Below are 16,910 nucleotides of genomic sequence, written 5' to 3' on the forward strand. Positions count from 1 at the left end.
TTCATGCGCAGCTGATCGTGAGCACGAGTTTCCCCCGGGCAATCCCGCTCTCACTGAGGCGGTGGGCCTTTGCGACGTCCTGTATGGGCAGGATGTCCTGGATCACCGGGCGCAGGTGGCGGCCATCGACCCAGTCTCTGACCAGCCCGAGGTCCTCCCCGGAGGGTTTGGCGATGAAACTGCGGGTGGTCCCACCCGGGATGACCGAGGAAAGGACCGCCACCAGCGGGTTGCCCGTTCCCGGGTTCACGGTCACCGCTGTCCCTTTACGCTTCACCAGTGAACGCAGCGCGCGAACAGAAAGCCTGCCGGAAGCGTCGAACACCACATCGAACCGCTCGCCAGCGAGGGTCTCCGTCACGGCACTCCTGTCGATGACCCGCTGTGCACCGAGGCCGGCAACCTGATCCATGTGTTCCGCGCCCGTCACGGCCGCGACTGTGCTGCCGAGCAGGGCGGCGATCTGCACCGCCGCGGTCCCCACACCGCCGGAGGCTCCATAGACCAACACGCTGTCGCCCGTTTTCAGATTCCCTACGTCCCGAAGCCCCTGGAGGGCTGTGAGGGTGACAAGCGGGAGGGCGGCTGCCTCTGCCAGTGGAAGGGACGACGGTGCATCTGCCACAGTGGAATCGTCAACTGCGACGTAGCGGGCGTATCCGCCGGCGGTCTTGCCGGGAAGCGATGCGAACACCGGATCACCGACGGCGAAGCGGCCCGAAGCGGATCCCGTTGCCGCGACCACACCGGCCACATCGAGACCGGGCACGAAGGGCAGCTTCAACCGGATCACCAGCCGGAAGCGTCCTGATCGGAAGTAGGTGTCGGCAGGATTGACGCTCGTCGCGGCCACCTCGATGAGCAGTTGGCCTGGGCCCGGGGCCGGCACAGGCACCGAGATCTCTTCCAGCACGTCCGGCCCTCCATAACGCCGGAAGCCCCACGCCGGCGCAGATCCGCCGGCCGACGTCGTTGGCTTACGCACTGGCCATCCTCCGATTCCTCAAGACGCGTCCCGCGGCGTACTGAACCGTCAGGGCGAGGGTACCGATAAATGTCGCGAAGAGGCACCCGGCTTTCGCGTAGACCAGCACCAGGCCCGCCGTGACCAGCCCAAGCCCTTCGGTGTCATTGGATGCGGCAAGGGCGGAGACGAAGAACAGGTTCTCTCCGACATCGAAGACGCCGACGCCGAAGGGAAGCAGGAGCAGCCAGCTCCGGGAGAGCCGCTGGCCCAGCTGCCAGGGGCTGCGCGCGAGGAGGAAGGCCCACAACAGCGCGTACGAGCCAAACGATAGGAGCGGAACAACACTGTCGATTGCAAAAAAGACCCAGTAGAGGCCTTGCGCCTCCGTCGAATAGCCCTGCAGCAACTGCAGGGCCTCCTGTGGTCTCATCACACCTTGAACGTTCTGGAGGTCAAGGAGCGGGGCCCCGGCGATCCTCTCGAAGGAGCTGCCAAAGGCTCTGAGTGTCAGGGTCCAAAAAACGTTGAGGCCGGCCACCAGGAGGAGGATGGCAAGCGGGTGAAGTGAAGTGCCCGCCTGCTGCAGCAACCGGATGAAGGGTTTCATTTCAGGTCCCTCGCTCGTGCGAAATTCCTTCGGATATAAAGTATTTCGCTTTCCGTACTAAACGTCAAGTAGGCTGAGGGGATGAACGAAGACCCGGAACGAGATGATGGCGGGGTGGTCGGTGAGAGGCGCCTGCAGGCCCACGAGCTGTCCTACGCCCTACGGGAACTACACCGGCGCTTCAACGACTTTGAGGCGGAGACGGCACGCCGGATGGGGCTGCGCGCCTTGGAATTCAGCGCGATGGAACACATCCTCGAGGCTGCCGGCGGAATGGGACCGGCTCAGCTCAGCGCCCGGCTGGGCCTCGCGCCAGGGTCGACCACCGAACTCGTTGATCGTCTGGAACGCGTGGGCCACGTCGAGAGGGTTCGGGATACCAGTGACCGAAGGCGCGTGAACCTCCAGCCGGCACCAGCAACCATCACGGCCATCCTTGCGCAGCTCATCCCCGTGGTCGAGCAGCTCGACGCCCTCGCCGAGGAATTCACCTCGGACGAGCAGGAGGTCATCTCCCGGTATCTGCTCGGCGCCAGCGAAAGGGTGACGGGATTCCTCGGGGACGACCAGCATACGGAGCACGGACGCCGCGTTGATTCCCCAAAGCCGCAGTGAAGCAAACCGGCCTCCGCGGCCCGGCAGGTAGCTGGCGAACCAGGGCGGCCGGCAGTCGCTGACGTCAGCGGCCGGCCGGCACCGTCCGCAGCGCGGTGATCCCGGTGCCCGGCGCGTCCGGAAGCGTGATGACGCTGCCCTTGTACCGGGAGCCACCCTCCACCGGGGAGGTCTTGAGCCAGAGACCGCCGTCGAGGTCCTGTGGAATGTCGCTTCCGGAACGCGCCGCCAACGCTGAGGCGAGCGCCGCCGCTGCGCTGATCCCGACGCCGCTTTCCATCATGCAGCCGATAAGGACGCCGATGCCCGCCGCCCGCGCCTTCGCGGCAAGCCCCAGGGCGGGGGAGAGTCCGCCCGTCTTGGCGAGCTTGATATTGACCATCGCGGCGGCCCCGGCATCGATCAGCCGCTGCAGGTCCTTCTCCGTCCACACCGACTCGTCGGCCATGATCGGCGTCCGCACGCTCCGGCTGACGCGTGCCAGTCCGTCCCAGTCACCGGCCGGCACCGGCTGCTCAACCAGTTCCACGCCGAGGCCTGCGTCCTCCATCGCCGAGATGAACCGGATGGCCTGCTCGGCGGTGAAGGCCTGGTTGGCGTCGATGCGCACGCGGGCGTCCGGCCCGACGGCGGTGCGTACCGCGCGCAGTCTGGCCACCGGATCGCCGTGGGCGTCGAGTTTGACCTTAATGCACTCGAAGCCGGCCGCGCGGTGCTCCGCGGCGGCGTGGGCGAGAATGTCCGGCTCGGCGACGGAGAGCGTCATATCGGTCCGGACCCGGTTCCGTTCCCCGCCCAGGTACTGATGCAGGGGAAGGCCGGCGCGCCGGGCCGCGAGGTCGTATATCGCGCAGTCGACCGCCATCCGGGCGGCGCTCCGGTCCGGGGAGGCGGCGACGCTGGCGAGCAGGCCGGTGAAGCCGGCGGATCCGTCGTCATGGGAGTTCAGCAGCGACTGCAACGGACCGTTGACGGCGGCGATCACGCCGGCGGTTGTCGCACCGGTCACGGCACTGATCGGTGCCTCTCCCCAGCCGCAGGCGCCGTCGTCATCGCGCACCTCAACGAGCACCGACTCAAGCACCGTGGTCCGGCGCACCGCAGTGACGAAGGGCCGCACCAGCGGCACGCTTACGGCGTGCGCGGTGAGGGTCAGTCTTGCTGTCACTGGTCCGCCGAGCTCAGGCTTCGGGCGGAAGGGCTTCGTGGTGCTCACGGCCCGGGGTGCGGCGGTCTTCCTTCATCTCGGCTTCAAAGAGGTGGCGCCTGCCGCCGGCGAGCGAGTCGCGCGCCTGCTTCTCAAAGGCCTTGAACGCGGCGTAGTAGTTGTCGTCGTAGTCTTCGACAATCTGGAAGGTCCAGCGTCCTTCGATCACGTTGCGTCCCACGAGGTCCCTGTTGAGCGTTTCCGCCAGGTCGGTGTGACCGGCGCCGCGGAGCAGCTCTATGGCCTCACCGAGCGCCAGATCGGCCTTGCCCGTCAGGCGGTGGAAGCCGTAGAGGTATCCCCGGGCCTGTTCGATCACTTCGAGGGCCTCGGAGAGCTTGCCGAGGGCCTCGATCGTGTCGTCGGAAACTCCGGACGGGCGCTGGTGGTTCGTGTCGGGTCCACTTTCGGCAGATTCAGTCATGAGATTCACCCTAAGCCGAGCCGCTGGGATTGCCACGGATTCTCGCCCCCGAGCCGGAGAACCCGCGGGCGAGCCGTCAGCCTTCGCCGAGGATTGCCCTCAGCGTGTCCGCGTTACGCACGGCGTTGCCGCCGCCGTCGTTGTTGAAGTAGACGTACACGTCTCTCCCGGTGCCCTGCCATTCGCGGATCCTGTCCGCCCACCAGTGCAGGTCGTCATCCGAATAGGACCCGCCGTAGAGGTGGTTCGTGTCGGGTCCGTGCATCCGGATGTATACAAACGAGGCAGTGGCGCGCAGGACGCAGGGCAGGTTGGCGCCGCTCATGATGCAGTAGGCGGCACCGCGGCGTTCAAGCAGCGCGTAGACGTCCTCGGTCTCCCAGCTCGGATGCCGGAATTCGACGGCGACCCGGATCCAATCGGGCAGCAGGCCAAGGAAGTAATCGAGGCGGGCGTCGTCGCGCTGCATCGCAGGCGGGAGCTGGACCAGGAGGATGGCCCGCTTGTCGCTCAGCTCATGCCAGCACCGGATGATCCGCTCCACCCAGACCTCCGGGGCGTAGAGCTTCTTGGCGTGGGTGAGCCCCCGGGGAGCCTTCACCGAGAGGAGGAACCCGCCGGGGAGGCGCTCGCGCCAACCGGCGAAGGTCGACTCCCGGGGCCAGCGGTAGAAGCTGGCATTGAGCTCCACGGTGCCGAACCGTCTGTAGTAGTACTCAAGCCGCCGGGCTGCAGGTGTGCCCGCAGGGTAGAGCACGTCGTTCCAGTGGTCATAGCTCCAGCCGGAGGTGCCGATGTGGATACTCACTGCGCCTCCCGGTTCCTAGACAACGCTTCGATCCTAGTGGACGGCACCCGGGCACCGGCGGGAAGGTCTTGCCGCATCAGTGCCGGAGCACCCACGCCGCGTTATCCGGCTCAAGCCATCCTTCGGCCTCCTGCGGCACCGAGGTCAGCAGCACCGTCCCTTCCGGAAGCCGCACCGGCTCCTCACCCATCGCCGCGGCCACGAAGAATCGTGGACCGCGCTCGCAGATGAGCAGGCCTCCGTCTTCGACCCGCCAGGCCCCGCCGTCGTCCGCACCCAGCACTCCCTCGGCCAGCAGCCGACGGCGCAGGCCGAGGGCGGCAACGACAACCTGCTGCGTTGACTCCGGGTTGTCCCGCTCCACCTCGACGGCGCAGGAACCCCACGACGCCGGCACCGGAAGCCACGGCGCGGCAGCCGGTGCCGTCAGCGAGAAACCGTGGGCAAGCGCGGGGTGGGACGTCCACGGCAGGGGAACCCGTGCCCCGTCACGGGACACCCCGCCCCGTGCCCACATCGGGTCGACGCGCGAGGCCAGAGGCACATCGACCTCCGGCAGGCCGAGCTCCTGGCCCTGGTAGATGTAGGCGCCGCCGGGGAGTCCGAGCAGGGCCAGCAGGGCGGCGCGGGCCCGCGCGGCTCCCCGCGGTCCGCCGCCAAACCGTGTGACGGACCGGACGATGTCGTGGTTTTCGAGGGCCCAGGTCGGCGCCGTGCCGTGGATCCGGCGTGCGGCCTCAAGTTCCCTCCCGACGGCGGCCCAGGCATCCGGCTCCCACCCCAGGTGCACGAAAGCGAAGGCGAACGCCTGATGCATTTCGTCGCGCCGGGTGTAGCGGGCGGCTCGGGCGGGTTCAAGGTTGACCTCCCCAACGAGGAGGCGCCCCGGCGAGTAGGAGTCGGCGATGGCACGCCACCGCCGGTAGACACCGTGGACCTCCTCCTGATCCGACACCTGGCGGTTGGACCGCAGGCCGTCGACGACGGCGGCAGTTGAGGGGGAATCCGGGAGGCCTTCGGCCTTGAACAGCGCGTGGGCGACGTCGATGCGCAGCCCGTCAACGCCCTTGTCGAACCAAAAGCGCAGCACGTCCTCGAAGAAGGCGCCGACCGCGGGGTTGCGCCAGTTCCAGTCTGGCTGGGCCGGTGAGAACAGGTGAAGGTACCACTGGGTGTCGGTTGTCGAGCCGGGAGACGCCCGGGTCCAGGCCGGGCCGCCGAAGACGCTTTGCCAGTTGTTTGGGGGAGTGCCGTCGTCGGGTCCGTCGGTGAAGTGGAACATGCTCCGTTCCGCCGATCCCCGGGCGGCCGCGAGGGCGCCCTGGAAGCGGGGATGCTCGATTGAGCAGTGGTTGGGGACGACGTCGAGCAGGACGCGCAGCCCCAGGGCATGGGCGCGTTCGAGCAGTTCATCGAAGTCGGCCATGGTGCCGAAGAGCGGGTCGACGCCGCAGTAGTGGCTCACGTCGTAGCCCTGGTCGACCTGCGGGGAGGGCTGGAACGGGGTCATCCAGAACCCGTCAACCCCGAGGGAGGCGATGTATGGGAGCCTCTCGATAAGGCCCGGGAGGTCGCCCACGCCGTCGCCGTTCCCGTCGGCGAAGGAGCGCGGGTATACCTGGTAGATGACGGAGGTCTTCCACCACGAAGGGTCGGGGTCACTGGGGAGGGCGGTTTGAGGATCCGGCACGGCGCTACACCTCGAGGGAGGAAAGGTAGTCGTCACCGTGGACGCACAGGCCCTCGATGAAGGTCGCAAGGACCTCGATCCGCCCAATCGCGTCGGCGGGGACGGCGGCCGGGTGGTCCGAGAGCAGGACCAGGTCGGCCAGCTTCCCGGGCTCGAGGGTTCCCCTGATGCCCTCGTCGCCGGCGATCCATGCGGCGTCGACAGTGTAGGCACGGAGGGCCGTCTGGGCGTCGACGCGCTCGCCGGGGCTCATCACCCGGCCGTCGGCGGTGCGCCGCTGGACCATCGACTGCATGCCGAGCAGGGGCGCGCCTGCGGCGACCGGGCGGTCGGAGCTGCCGGGTACCCGCACCCCGGCCTCGAGGAATGAGCGATGCCGGTAGACCAGGGCCTCCCGGTCCTCGCCGACTGTCTCGAGCATCGTCGACCCCATCTCGTGGAGGAAGCGGAGCTGGGGGACCGGGGTGACGCCAAGGGTCCGGAACCGGGCAATCTGGTCGGGGCGGACGATCCCGGCATGTTCGATGCGGTGCCGGACCCCGTTCCGCGGGCATGCGGTGTGGGCCGCCTCGAACGCGTCGAGGGCGATGTCGATGGCGCGGTCGCCGATCGCGTGGGCGGCGACGGTCCAGCCGGAACAGTGGGCGCTGACGATGCGATTGGTGAGCTCCTCGAGGGACAGCTGGAGGCCTCCGGTGTTGTGCCCGCCGCCGCAGAAGGGCTCGGTCACGGCGGCTGTCCGGCCGATCAGGGACCCGTCGACGAAGATCTTCATCGGGCCGAGCCGGAGCGCGTCGTCCCCGAAGCCTGTGCACAGCCCGAGGTCGAGCCCGAAGCTGATCCGGTCGTCGGGGTGCGATTCGACCGCATGGAGGGCGTCGCTGCTGACCATCAACTGCACCCGGGTCTTCAGCCCTCCGCTTTCGCGGGCGAGGGTGTACGCGGCGAGTTCGACGGGGCTGCGGCCGATCCACCCGGCCCCGATCCCGGCCTCAGTGACGTGGGTCAGCCCTTCGGAGGCGTAGCGGGAGCTGGCGGCCGTAATGGCGTCGGCGAGGACATCCACCGGGTACGGAACCACCAGCTGGGTCACGAGTTTCTGGGCCTGTTCCTGCAGAACTCCCGTGGGCCCGTCGGCGTCGCGGACAACCTCCCCGCCCACCGGAGCCTCCACCGTTCCGTCAAGGACACCCGCCCGGGCGAGAACCTCGGAGTTCACGGTGCAGGCGTGCCCCGACCGGTGCTTGAGCCAGACCGGGCGGCCCTCCGCAGCGGCGTCGAGCCGCTTCCGGTGCGGGTGCGAACCGATGATCGTGTTGTCGTACCCGGACCCGATGACCCACGCGTCGGCGGAAAGACCGGCGGAGAAGGTTGCGACGGCGTCGTAGACCTCCTCGACGGTGGTGCAGCCGCTGAGGTCGAGCTCCGAGAGGGACTGTCCGAACCAGGCCATGTGGTTGTGCGCGTCGCCGAACCCCGGCAGCACGACGGCGCCGCGGCAGTCGAGCGTGCGGCGCGCGGGCAGGTCCGCCACCTCCGCATCGAAACCGACGATCCTTCCGGAGAGGATTCCGACGGCACCGGCGGTCGGCACGTTGGCGCACATCGTGGAGACCGCGGCGTTGATCAGTTTCAGATCGAGGATGGAATCACCTCTGGCCTAGGGGGCGGACGGATCCTTGCGTTTCTTCATTTTGCCCTTTGTCAGGGACGGAGCGCCGGTTCCGGTCACCGAATCGCTGGAGAGCCGCTGTGCCAGCCAGATCGGCACGATCGAGACGACGATGAGGATCACCGCGACGACATTCACCACCGGTGCCTGGTTGGGCCGGAAGAGGTTCTGCAGGATCCACACGGGGAGGGTCTGCTGGCCTGCGCCGATGGTGAAGGTTGTCACGATGATCTCATCGAAGCTCAGGGCGAAGGCGAGCAGTCCGCCGGCAAGCAGCGCCGAGCGCAGCTGCGGCAGGGTCACCAGCCGGAAGGTGGTGAAGATTCCCGCGCCGAGGTCGGCCGAGGCCTCCTCAAGGCTGCCGTTGACGCGGCGCAGCCGGGCGATGGCGTTGTTGAATACGGTGACCATGCAGAAGGTGGCGTGCGCGACGATGACCGTCCACAGGCTCAGGGGGACGCCGAGCACGGTAGTGAACATGTTGTTCAGCGCGATGCCTGTGACGATGCCCGGAAGGGCGATGGGCAGGATGACCAGGAGGTTGATGACGTCGCGGCCGAAGAAGCTGTACCGCTGCAGGGCAAGGGCCAGCAGCGTGCCGAGGACCAGGGACAGGGCGGTGGAGATCAATGCCACCCAGACCGATGTCGCCAGCGCATCGCGCACGCCGTCGGAGGCGAAGGCCCGCGACCACCATTCGAGGGTGAGGCTGCGCGGCGGCCAGCCGAAGGTGCGGTCGGCGTTGAAGGAGTTCACGACCACGAGCAGCAGCGGGAGGTAGATGAACAGGAGAATCAGCCCGGTGATGACCCCCAGGATGGTCTTGGCGCTGCGGGAGAGTTTCACGGTCCGGCTCCTACAGGTTGTTGAGTGCGCCGGTGCGGCGGACCACGAAGAGGTAGATCATGATGATCGCGATCGGGATGAGCGCCACGGCGGCGGCAAGCGGAAGGTTGTTGGCGGCGCCCACGTTGGCGTAGACGACGGTGCCGAGCATCTGGGTGGTGCCCCCGACGATCTGCGCCGTGATGTAGTCGCCCAGTGACAGCGAAAACGTGAAGACGGTGCCGGCGATGATCGAGGGGACGAGGATGGGGAACACCACGAGCCGCAGGGTCGCAAGCGGCTTCGCGCCGAGGTCGCCCGACGCCTCGATGAGCGAGTCGGGAACCCGATCGAAACCGGCGTGGATGGGAAGGATCATGTACGGAAGCCAGATGTAGGCGAGGGTCAGGACGATCGCGGTTTCGCTGTAGCCGGGGCTGTTCAGGCCGACCGGCGCGCCGAGCCATTCGAGGAGCCCACCCTCGGCGAGCACGTTCCGCCAGGCGTAGGCCTTCACCAGGTAGCTTGCCCAAAGCGGCATGAGCACCGCGACGATGAGCAGTTTCTCCCAGCGCTTCGAAGCGACCTTCGCGATGAAGAACGCAATGGGCAGGGCGATCACCATATCGATCAGCGTGACGACGACGGCGATGCGCAGCGTCCGCAGCGCGATCGCCTGGTACACGGGGTCGGTGGTGACGGTGAGGATGTTCTCGAAGGTCCAGGTGGTGGACACCTTCCCGGTGAAGGTGTCCACCGTCCAGAGCGCGGTGATCAGCAGGGCGGCAAGTGCGGCGATGTACACGAGGACGAGCCACGCCGCCGGAGCGGTGAGCAGGCCCGCAAGGCGCAGCGCGGGCCTGCGGTGAAGCACGGCCGACACCCGCCGGCTCCCCGGCCGGGGAGGTGGAGGTGTGGGCCTGGCCTGTGTCTCAAGTGTCATGTTCGTTGCCTTTTCCGTCCGCCCTGCTGATTGTGCCTAACCCGCCGTGCGGGTCAGCCCTTGATCTCGGTCCATGCCTTGGTCCACTCGGAGTAGTCGGTGCATTCGACGTCGGTGCGCCCGTCGATGCATTCGGCGACCGGGGTGGTCCAGTACCAGATCTGGCTTGCGTACTCTTCGTCGCCGGAGTGGAAGGTCTCGCAGTGGCCCTTGTCCTTCGTCAGCTCGCATGCGGCGGGGTTGGCGGGGGATTCACCGAAGTACTCGGCGACCTGGGCGTTCGCTTCGGGGCTGGCGATGTAGTCGAGCCACTTGTAGGCGCAGTTCTTGTTCGGTGACTCGGCGCCGATCATCCAGGTGTCCGACCAGCCGGTGGCGCCCTCCTCAGGGAGCACGGTTTCGACCTTGGCGCCGTCCGCCGCGGCGATGTTCGCGCCGACCTGCCACGTGGTGCCGACGACCGTTCCGCCGCTGGCGAAGGACTGCACTTCCTTCACGACGTCCGACCAGTACTCTCCGACGTGCTCGCGCTGCTTCTTGAGCAGGTCGACGGCGGCGGCGAGCTGGTCCTTGTCGAGGGCGTACGGGTTGGTGATGCCGAGGTCCGGGTTGTGCTTCATCAGGTACAGCGCGGCGTCGGCGATGTAGATGGGGGAGTCGTACGCGGTGACCTTCCCGGAGTACTTCTCGGCGTCGTCGAAGACGGCGCTCCACGAGGTGGGCGCCGGATCCACGAGATCGCTGCGGTACATCAGCACGTTGGCACCCCATCCGTGCGGCATCCCGTAGTTCTTGTCGTCGACGGTGTTCCACGGCTGGTCCTTGAGGAACGGGTAGACGTCGCCATAGTTCTCAAGCAGGTCGGTGTTGACCGGTTCAACGTCGCCGCCGGCGATGAGGCGCAGCGAGGCGTCGCCGGAGGCGGAGACGACGTCGTACTGGCCGGTGCGCATGAGGGTGACGGCTTCGTCGGAGGTGCCGAAGGGCTTGAAGTCGACCATGCAGCCGGTCTCTTCCTCGAACGCTGAAACCCAGTCGACCGCGGGGTCGTTTGTGCCGTCCTCGACGTAGCCGGGCCAGGCCAGGATCGAGAGGCTGCCTTCGCCCTCCCCGATCTCCTCCTTCATGGTCATCTCGGGTGCCGCAACGTCGGCGCCCTCCGTGTTTGAACTTGTGCCGCAGGAGGTCACGGCGAGCACGGCGGCCGCGGCGAGGGAGAGCGGCCAATACCGTTTGTTGACCTGTGTCATGGTTCTGCCTTTCAGTCGGACGGGAATGCGGGAAGCATGTGGTGAGAAGCTGACGCCGAGAAAGCTGGAGCGCCGGAACCGGGATGCCTGCGGCCGGGTCAGCCGGGTCAGCCGGGGGTCGGGGGGAGCCAGACGACGTCGGCTGTGCGCCACTGCACGGCGACGTCGCGGCCTGGGGCCACGTCCTCCTGGTCGAGTGCGGAGGGATGGACCAGGGCGATGACGGTTGTTCCATCGGGGAGCGCGACCCGCACCTGCGTGGCGTGGCCGAGATACACGAGCGCGGCGACGGTTCCGCCGATGACTGTCGATCCCTCGGTTCCCGCCTCGGAGGGGTGGGTGAGGCGAAGCCGCTCGGGCCGGACGGAGAATGCCTCGTCCCGCCCGTAGAGCTTGTGGGCGACAGCGGCGGGGAAGATGTTCGACGTACCAACGAAGTTAGCGACGAACTCGCCGTTGGGTTTGTCGTAGATGTCCTTCGCCGTGCCGACCTGCACCAGGCGTCCGTTGTTAAAGACGCCGATCCGGTCGCTCATGGTGAGGGCTTCCTCCTGGTCGTGCGTGACGAAGATGAAGGTGATGCCGAGCGAGCGCTGGAGCTCCTTGAGCTCGACCTGCATCTGCTGGCGCAGTTTGAGGTCGAGGGCGCCCAGTGGCTCGTCGAGCAGGAGGACCCGGGGTTCGACGACGAGTGCCCGGGCGAGCGCCACCCGCTGGCGCTGGCCACCCGAGAGCTGCGAGGGTTTCCGGTCGAGGAAGCTTCCCAGCTGAACCCGTTCCAGTGCCGCCCCGGCCCGGTCGCGGCGTTCCCGCTTTGGCACACCGCGCACCCGCAGCCCGTAGGCGACGTTGTCGATCAGGCTCATGTGGGGGAAGAGGGCGTAGTCCTGGAACACGGTGTTCACGTCGCGTTCGAACGGGGCCCGGGCCGTGACATCGGTGCCGACGAGCTCAACCGTTCCGCTGGTTGGCGATTCGAACCCGGCGATGAGCCGAAGCACCGTCGTCTTCCCTGATCCCGATGGGCCGAGCATTGAAAAGAACTCGCCCTGGCGGATCGCGAGGTCGACCCCGTTCACGGCTGTTGTGTCCCCGAAAACCTTGGTGAGCCCGCGCAGCTGGATCGCCGGGACGTCGGCGGAGGCGGTCTTCTTACCGGCGGGGCCGAGGGCGGTCTGTGTCATCGGAGGGTGCCTTTCCGCTGCTTCCGCAGCCGCCGAGGCAACTGTGACGCGCCTCACTAACGATCTGCGCCAAAGCCTATGACCTTATATGTTTTATGTATAGACGTTCGGGTAAATATCTCGTTACAGTGAGGTCGTGACCCAGCAAGCGACCTCAGCCTCACGGGGGCTCGCTGCCGTTTTCTCCCCGCTGCGTTCGGCCGGTCTCGCCGAGCAGGTGGTCGAGCGCATCGAGCAGGCCGTTGAAACCGGACTGCTCGCCAGCGGGCAGCGCCTCCCCAGCGAGGTGGAACTGGCTGCGGCCCTCGGGGTTTCGCCGGTCACCGCTCGTGAAGCGCTTTCGAGCCTCCGCGCCCGCGGCCTGATCACCACGGCCCGCGGCCGGAACGGCGGCAGTTTCGTTGCCGAAGACTTCCTCCCCTCGACAGCGAGCGCATTGGGGCAGCTGCGGGCGTTGACTCGGCTGCAGATCAATGACCTGGGGCTGCACTATTCGGTGATCACCGTTGCCTGTGCCGGGATCGCGGCCCGCAGGGCTGACGCCGCGGAACTCGCCATCCTGCGCACCTACCTCCGGCCGGCGCAGGACTCCCTGCTGTCCTGGCGGCTCGTCGACTCGGAGTTCCTGCTCGAGCTCTCGGCCATCGCCCGGTCGGCACGCCTTGGCCGCGAGCTCGTCCGACTGCAGGCTGACCTTGGAACCTTGACCTTGCTGCCCTACACCGACAAGGCTTTCCAGGAAGTGTCGGTTGAGATGCGTGCTGCCGTTGCCGACGCCATCGAAGCCCGAGACGGCGCCCTTGCGGAAATGAAGACCAAGGAACTGGTCAACGCCCTGATCCGCTGGCTGCTCAATAAGCACTCCCAATAACCGAAATCCGTCCCCAAGGAGCCAGGCATGGCTGCAGAACCGATCCACGTTCCGTCCCCGGTGCGTCAGGTGCAATCGCTCATCTCCGGTGTCGAGAAGACCCTCGAGAAGTGGGCGCTCGACCTCGGCTCTGACCTGTCCGCGATTCGCGGGACCGTGCCGGGAGCCTCGATCGACAGCCTCGTGCAGCCGGCGGTGAGGAACCTGCTGGCCAAGGACACCCCCGAGCTTGCAGGGGCCGGGTTCATCGCGAATTCCGGGCTCGTCGGCCTCGACCGCAGCTACATCGCGTGGTGGCAGGGGCCCCAGCTTGAGCGGGTTGACGCCCTCGCCAACTTCAGTCCCAGCTCAATGGAGCGCTACCTCAAGGCGGAGTGGTTCCGGATCCCCGTGGAGACCGGGCAGCCGCACGCGACGGGGCCCTACATCGACTTCCTGTGCACTGACGACTACGTTGTGACCTTCACCCATCCCGTACGCCGGGAGGGCAGCGATGAGATTGCGGGCATCGTGGGAACCGACGTCGCCGTGCGCACCCTCGAACAGAACCTCATCCGCGGCCTGCGCCAGCTCGGGCCCGACGTGTCGCTCGTCAGCGCCGAGGGAAGGGTTGTGGTGTCGTCCTCGTTGTCCCTTGAACCGGGTGATCTGGTCTCCCAGGACGACACCGGAGTCTCCTATCCGGTCGGCCGGCGGTTCGCCATCCGGGGCGCAAACACACACGGAGCGCCGGTGGGGTAGTCACAACCCGGTTTCGGCGGTACCTTCAGCCCAAGACGCGCTCACCGACTGATCGTCCGGCTTCTCCGAGTGGCGCACCGACCGAAACAGTTCCGGGATCAACATGACTGCACGGAGTGGAAGTCGTAAGCCGCGTTCCAAGTGGAACGTGCGCCGGACGCTGTGGTCGATCTGGCCCTCCATGCCGACGTCGTGGGGTGAGCTGCCAAAACGCCTCTCCCCGGCTGCCGTGCAGATTCTCCGGCTCACCGTCGCAGCAGTGGTCGCCTACGTCGTCGCCGACACCCTCTTTCCCGGCATCCTCGACCTGACGGCACCGCTCACGGCACTGCTGGTGGTTCAGGCCTCGACCGTCGGCACGCTGCTGATGGGAATGGTCCGGGTTGGGGCGGTGCTCACAGGTGTCCTCATCGCCATCGGCGTCACAGCGATGATCGGCCTCTCCTGGTGGAGCCTGGGCCTCGTCATCGCCGCTTCCCTGACCGCCGCCATGGTGCTGCGGTTGGGAGACCAGACGCTTGAGGCGCCCATCAGTGGAATGCTGATCCTCGCCGTCTCCGCACCCGACATTGCGGCGGGGGTGCGGGTGGCGAACACACTCATCGGCACTGTGGTGGGGATTACGTTCAGCCTCGTGGTGCCGGTCGCGATCCCGAATACCCGTGCCAGCGAGGCGGTGCGGCATGTCACCCGGTCGCAGGCGGGCCTGATGGAGGAAGTCGCACGGTCACTTGGTGATCGACCGCCACATCCCGACGAGGTTAAGGCATGGTTTGAGTGGACCGATGACATCGCCGACGAGATCCGCTCCGCGTCGGCGGCAGTGGAGGCGGTGAGGGAGAGCCGCCGGTTCAACCCACGCGCGCTGACAATGGCGGTTGTGTACCCGGGGTTGCGTGCCGCCCTGGACCGTCTGGAGCGCTCCCTCGCCGCCGAACGGGCTTTGCTCGTCGTCATCGGAAAGGAGGCGCCGGCGGAACGCGGCGGACTGCCGGACCCGACCGCGAGGGAACTACGCAGGGCCTTCGCGGTCGTGCTCGACGATCTCGCGAACGGACTGCGCGCATTCGGTGACCTCGTCGGGGCCGAGTATGGCCGCGGCATGGGGCACCGCGCCGACGAGGCGCTGGAACGCGTGCTCGAAATCGTGAGGGAGACCCGGGCCGTGCTCACCGAGCTCATGCTCCTGGATGTCGATCCACGGGAGCAAAAAGAGCTGTGGATGCTCCAGGGATCCGTTCTGGCCGCCATCGACCATGCCATCTCGCAACTCGATCTGGAGCGCACCGAGCGCAGCACCAAGGCGTGGCTCAGCCGAATCGAAATCCCGAGCTCCGGCTTCGCCTGGTTGCCCGGGGTTCGACGGCAATCACCGCGGAGACGGAGTTCGCGCCGGACATCCCAGAGGGAGGACTGAAAATCGCGTCACGCCGGGAAATCAAAGCGGCGTGGTGTCCCTGGGCGGCATGCGCAGCTAGATGCCAAAGGGTTTCGCGTAGCGGATCGTTCCCTCTGGTAGTGCTCGACGCGGGTCGAGCGACAGCGCCATGAGGGCTTCGTCGGGAACCTCGATGCTGAGTCGGATCCCATGGGGTGAGGCGCGCTCGAAGCCGAATCGGGGGTAGTAGTCCGGGTGTCCGAGAACCACGACAAAAGCTTCCCCCATGGTTTGGGCGGCTTTCAGGGCAGCTTCGACGGCAGCTGTGCCGGCTCCGGTGCGTTGGTGCGAGGGAAGGACCGCGCACGGTGCGAGGCAGAGCCCGGGCGCTTCACCGATGTGACAGCGGGTGAGCAGGGCATGTCCAGATCCTCTCATTCATGCCGCTCGTCCCTCCACCAGTCACCGGGAGGCCTGCGGCCTGCGGGTTCAGCAGGCCGCTGGGACTGAACATCGAGTCCAACTTACGGTTCACCTAGCCCTTTCCGTTCCGCAGCGAGTACCAAGATCCGCCCGCCACAAGCGCAAGACCGGCCGCCGTAACGCCGAAGACCCCCGCCACTCCGGCGGCCGCGGCGACAAGGCCGACGCCGGCCGGGATGGCCGACTGGCCCAACCGGTTCGCGCTCAACCGCAGCGCCAGCCACGTGCCCCGGGTCCCGGCGGGCGCTTCGAGGGAAATGACGGTCATGGTCAGCGGCTGCCCGATGCCCAGCGCCACTCCCGCGACGACGAGGACCACGCCGAGCACCCAGAGGTTCAGCGGCGCGGCAAGTGCCCCGACCGCCAAAGCGGATGCGCCGGTTGAGAGAATGATGAGTTCCGCCCGGCCGAAGCGGGCGACGAGCGGCCCGAGGTAGAGCCGCGAAGCCATTGTGGCCCCGGCGCGGATGCTGAGCAGGATCCCGACGACGGCTGCGGGGATGCCGCGCTCAACTCCGAGCGCCGGAAGGTACACGGCGATCAGGTCGATCGCGCCCAGGACCATGGCGCTGACCACCATCGCCCCGAACAGCTGGCGCCGGGATTCCGGGGTGGTCCGGGTGAAGGCGCTCTTCCAGCTGCCCCGGCCGGAAGGCACGGCGGGCGCCGCAGCCGCCCGGCGCGTCCGCAGCACCAGGGGGAAGGTGAGCGCGAGCATGATGACGGCCGAGACGGTGTAGGCGATGAAGAGTGCCCGGGTGTCTGGAACCACCCGGTCTCCACCGAATACGGTGATCAGGAGCGGACCCACCGCCTGCCCGGCGGAGCCCGCGAAGGTGTAGAGCCCGAACGCCGAATCGAGGCGCCCCGACTCTCCTTCGGCGATCCTGCTCTGCTGTCCGATCACCCCCATGAGATGCCCGAGTCCCAGCACCACGTTCCACACCAGCAGCAGCGCGAGGGATGAGGACCAGAAGACCAGCCCCACCCCGGCGGCGACCATGAGCACGGCACCGCCGAGCAGCACGCTGCGCTGGCGGCCGGCGTCGGCGGCCCGCCCCACGAGGACCGCGATGAACAGCGGCACGACGGCGAAACTTGCGGCGATCAGCCCCAGCAGTGCCGGCTCAACGCCGAGTTCGAGACCGCGGTAGGCCGCCGCGGGCCGCACAATGTACGCGGCCAGCTGCAGGAAGAGGGCGTGAAGGAGCAGCACCCACGGCCACCGGCGCATCAGCGGTGTTC

The 16,910-nt window shown here is 67.4% G+C and carries 17 protein-coding genes; 4 read left to right on the forward strand and 13 right to left on the reverse strand.

Annotated elements, in window-relative coordinates:
- Position 1: 1 nt before the first annotated feature.
- Both AC4D14_RS10320 and AC4D14_RS10325 read right to left on the reverse strand, forming a co-directional pair.
- On the reverse strand, positions 2-985 hold the full coding sequence (locus tag AC4D14_RS10320) for an NADP-dependent oxidoreductase (protein WP_490902008.1): 984 nt from the start codon (positions 983-985) through the stop codon (positions 2-4).
- Positions 978-1,574 carry a hypothetical protein gene (locus AC4D14_RS10325; RefSeq protein ID WP_490902009.1) on the reverse strand — a complete coding sequence of 199 codons (597 nt, stop codon included), beginning with the start codon at positions 1,572-1,574 and terminating at the stop codon, positions 978-980. The genes AC4D14_RS10320 and AC4D14_RS10325 overlap by 8 nt, the downstream gene beginning before the upstream one ends.
- An 81-nt stretch (positions 1,575-1,655) precedes the next feature.
- Between AC4D14_RS10325 and AC4D14_RS10330 the strand changes: the two genes are divergently transcribed.
- Positions 1,656-2,189: a MarR family winged helix-turn-helix transcriptional regulator gene (locus tag AC4D14_RS10330; protein WP_490902010.1), complete on the forward strand. Its 534-nt coding sequence runs from the start codon at positions 1,656-1,658 to the stop codon at positions 2,187-2,189.
- A 64-nt stretch (positions 2,190-2,253) separates the two neighbouring features.
- Here AC4D14_RS10330 and AC4D14_RS10335 read toward each other — a convergent pair whose 3' ends face one another.
- The 9 genes from AC4D14_RS10335 to AC4D14_RS10375 form a co-directional block, all read right to left on the reverse strand.
- Entirely contained in the window at positions 2,254-3,357 is a 1,104-nt protein-coding gene (locus AC4D14_RS10335) for a dipeptide epimerase (protein WP_490902012.1), read from the reverse strand.
- A 13-nt stretch (positions 3,358-3,370) separates the two neighbouring features.
- Entirely contained in the window at positions 3,371-3,820 is a 450-nt protein-coding gene (locus AC4D14_RS10340) for a hypothetical protein (protein WP_490902014.1), read from the reverse strand.
- Positions 3,821-3,896: 76 nt separating this feature from the next.
- Positions 3,897-4,628 carry a DUF72 domain-containing protein gene (locus AC4D14_RS10345; RefSeq protein WP_490902016.1) on the reverse strand — a complete coding sequence of 244 codons (732 nt, stop codon included), beginning with the start codon at positions 4,626-4,628 and terminating at the stop codon, positions 3,897-3,899.
- A gap of 76 nt (positions 4,629-4,704) precedes the next feature.
- The gene (locus tag AC4D14_RS10350) at positions 4,705-6,318 is read right to left on the reverse strand and encodes an alpha-amylase family glycosyl hydrolase (RefSeq protein ID WP_490902018.1); all 1,614 of its coding nucleotides are present in this window, start codon (positions 6,316-6,318) and stop codon (positions 4,705-4,707) included.
- A gap of 4 nt (positions 6,319-6,322) precedes the next feature.
- Positions 6,323-7,924, reverse strand: coding sequence for an amidohydrolase (locus AC4D14_RS10355; RefSeq protein WP_490902020.1), 1,602 nt, complete (start codon positions 7,922-7,924; stop codon positions 6,323-6,325).
- A gap of 54 nt (positions 7,925-7,978) precedes the next feature.
- Complete coding sequence (locus AC4D14_RS10360) at positions 7,979-8,836, reverse strand: ABC transporter permease (protein WP_490902022.1); 858 nt, start codon at positions 8,834-8,836, stop codon at positions 7,979-7,981.
- A 10-nt stretch (positions 8,837-8,846) separates the two neighbouring features.
- Positions 8,847-9,758 carry an ABC transporter permease gene (locus AC4D14_RS10365; protein ID WP_490902024.1) on the reverse strand — a complete coding sequence of 304 codons (912 nt, stop codon included), beginning with the start codon at positions 9,756-9,758 and terminating at the stop codon, positions 8,847-8,849.
- Between the two features lie 53 nt (positions 9,759-9,811).
- Positions 9,812-11,008 carry an ABC transporter substrate-binding protein gene (locus AC4D14_RS10370; RefSeq protein WP_490902025.1) on the reverse strand — a complete coding sequence of 399 codons (1,197 nt, stop codon included), beginning with the start codon at positions 11,006-11,008 and terminating at the stop codon, positions 9,812-9,814.
- A 107-nt stretch (positions 11,009-11,115) separates the two neighbouring features.
- The gene (locus AC4D14_RS10375; protein WP_490902027.1) at positions 11,116-12,192 is read right to left on the reverse strand and encodes an ABC transporter ATP-binding protein; all 1,077 of its coding nucleotides are present in this window, start codon (positions 12,190-12,192) and stop codon (positions 11,116-11,118) included.
- A 136-nt stretch (positions 12,193-12,328) separates the two neighbouring features.
- On the opposite strand from AC4D14_RS10375, the gene AC4D14_RS10380 reads away from it, so the two are divergent.
- From AC4D14_RS10380 to AC4D14_RS10390, 3 genes are all read left to right on the forward strand, one after another.
- The gene (locus AC4D14_RS10380; protein ID WP_490902029.1) at positions 12,329-13,063 is read left to right on the forward strand and encodes a FadR/GntR family transcriptional regulator; all 735 of its coding nucleotides are present in this window, start codon (positions 12,329-12,331) and stop codon (positions 13,061-13,063) included.
- A 27-nt stretch (positions 13,064-13,090) separates the two neighbouring features.
- Positions 13,091-13,804: a cache domain-containing protein gene (locus AC4D14_RS10385; RefSeq protein ID WP_490902031.1), complete on the forward strand. Its 714-nt coding sequence runs from the start codon at positions 13,091-13,093 to the stop codon at positions 13,802-13,804.
- A 103-nt stretch (positions 13,805-13,907) separates the two neighbouring features.
- Complete coding sequence (locus AC4D14_RS10390; protein ID WP_490902032.1) at positions 13,908-15,221, forward strand: FUSC family protein; 1,314 nt, start codon at positions 13,908-13,910, stop codon at positions 15,219-15,221.
- 57 nt (positions 15,222-15,278) lie between these two features.
- On the opposite strand, the gene AC4D14_RS10395 is transcribed toward AC4D14_RS10390, so the two are convergent.
- Both AC4D14_RS10395 and AC4D14_RS10400 read right to left on the reverse strand, forming a co-directional pair.
- Entirely contained in the window at positions 15,279-15,620 is a 342-nt protein-coding gene (locus AC4D14_RS10395; RefSeq protein ID WP_490902034.1) for a GNAT family N-acetyltransferase, read from the reverse strand.
- Between the two features lie 97 nt (positions 15,621-15,717).
- A complete protein-coding gene (locus AC4D14_RS10400) occupies positions 15,718-16,899 on the reverse strand; it encodes an MFS transporter (protein WP_490902036.1) in 1,182 nt (393 codons plus the stop codon).
- Positions 16,900-16,910 lie beyond the last annotated feature (11 nt).

This window comes from Arthrobacter sp. TJ-254, assembly GCF_058269175.1.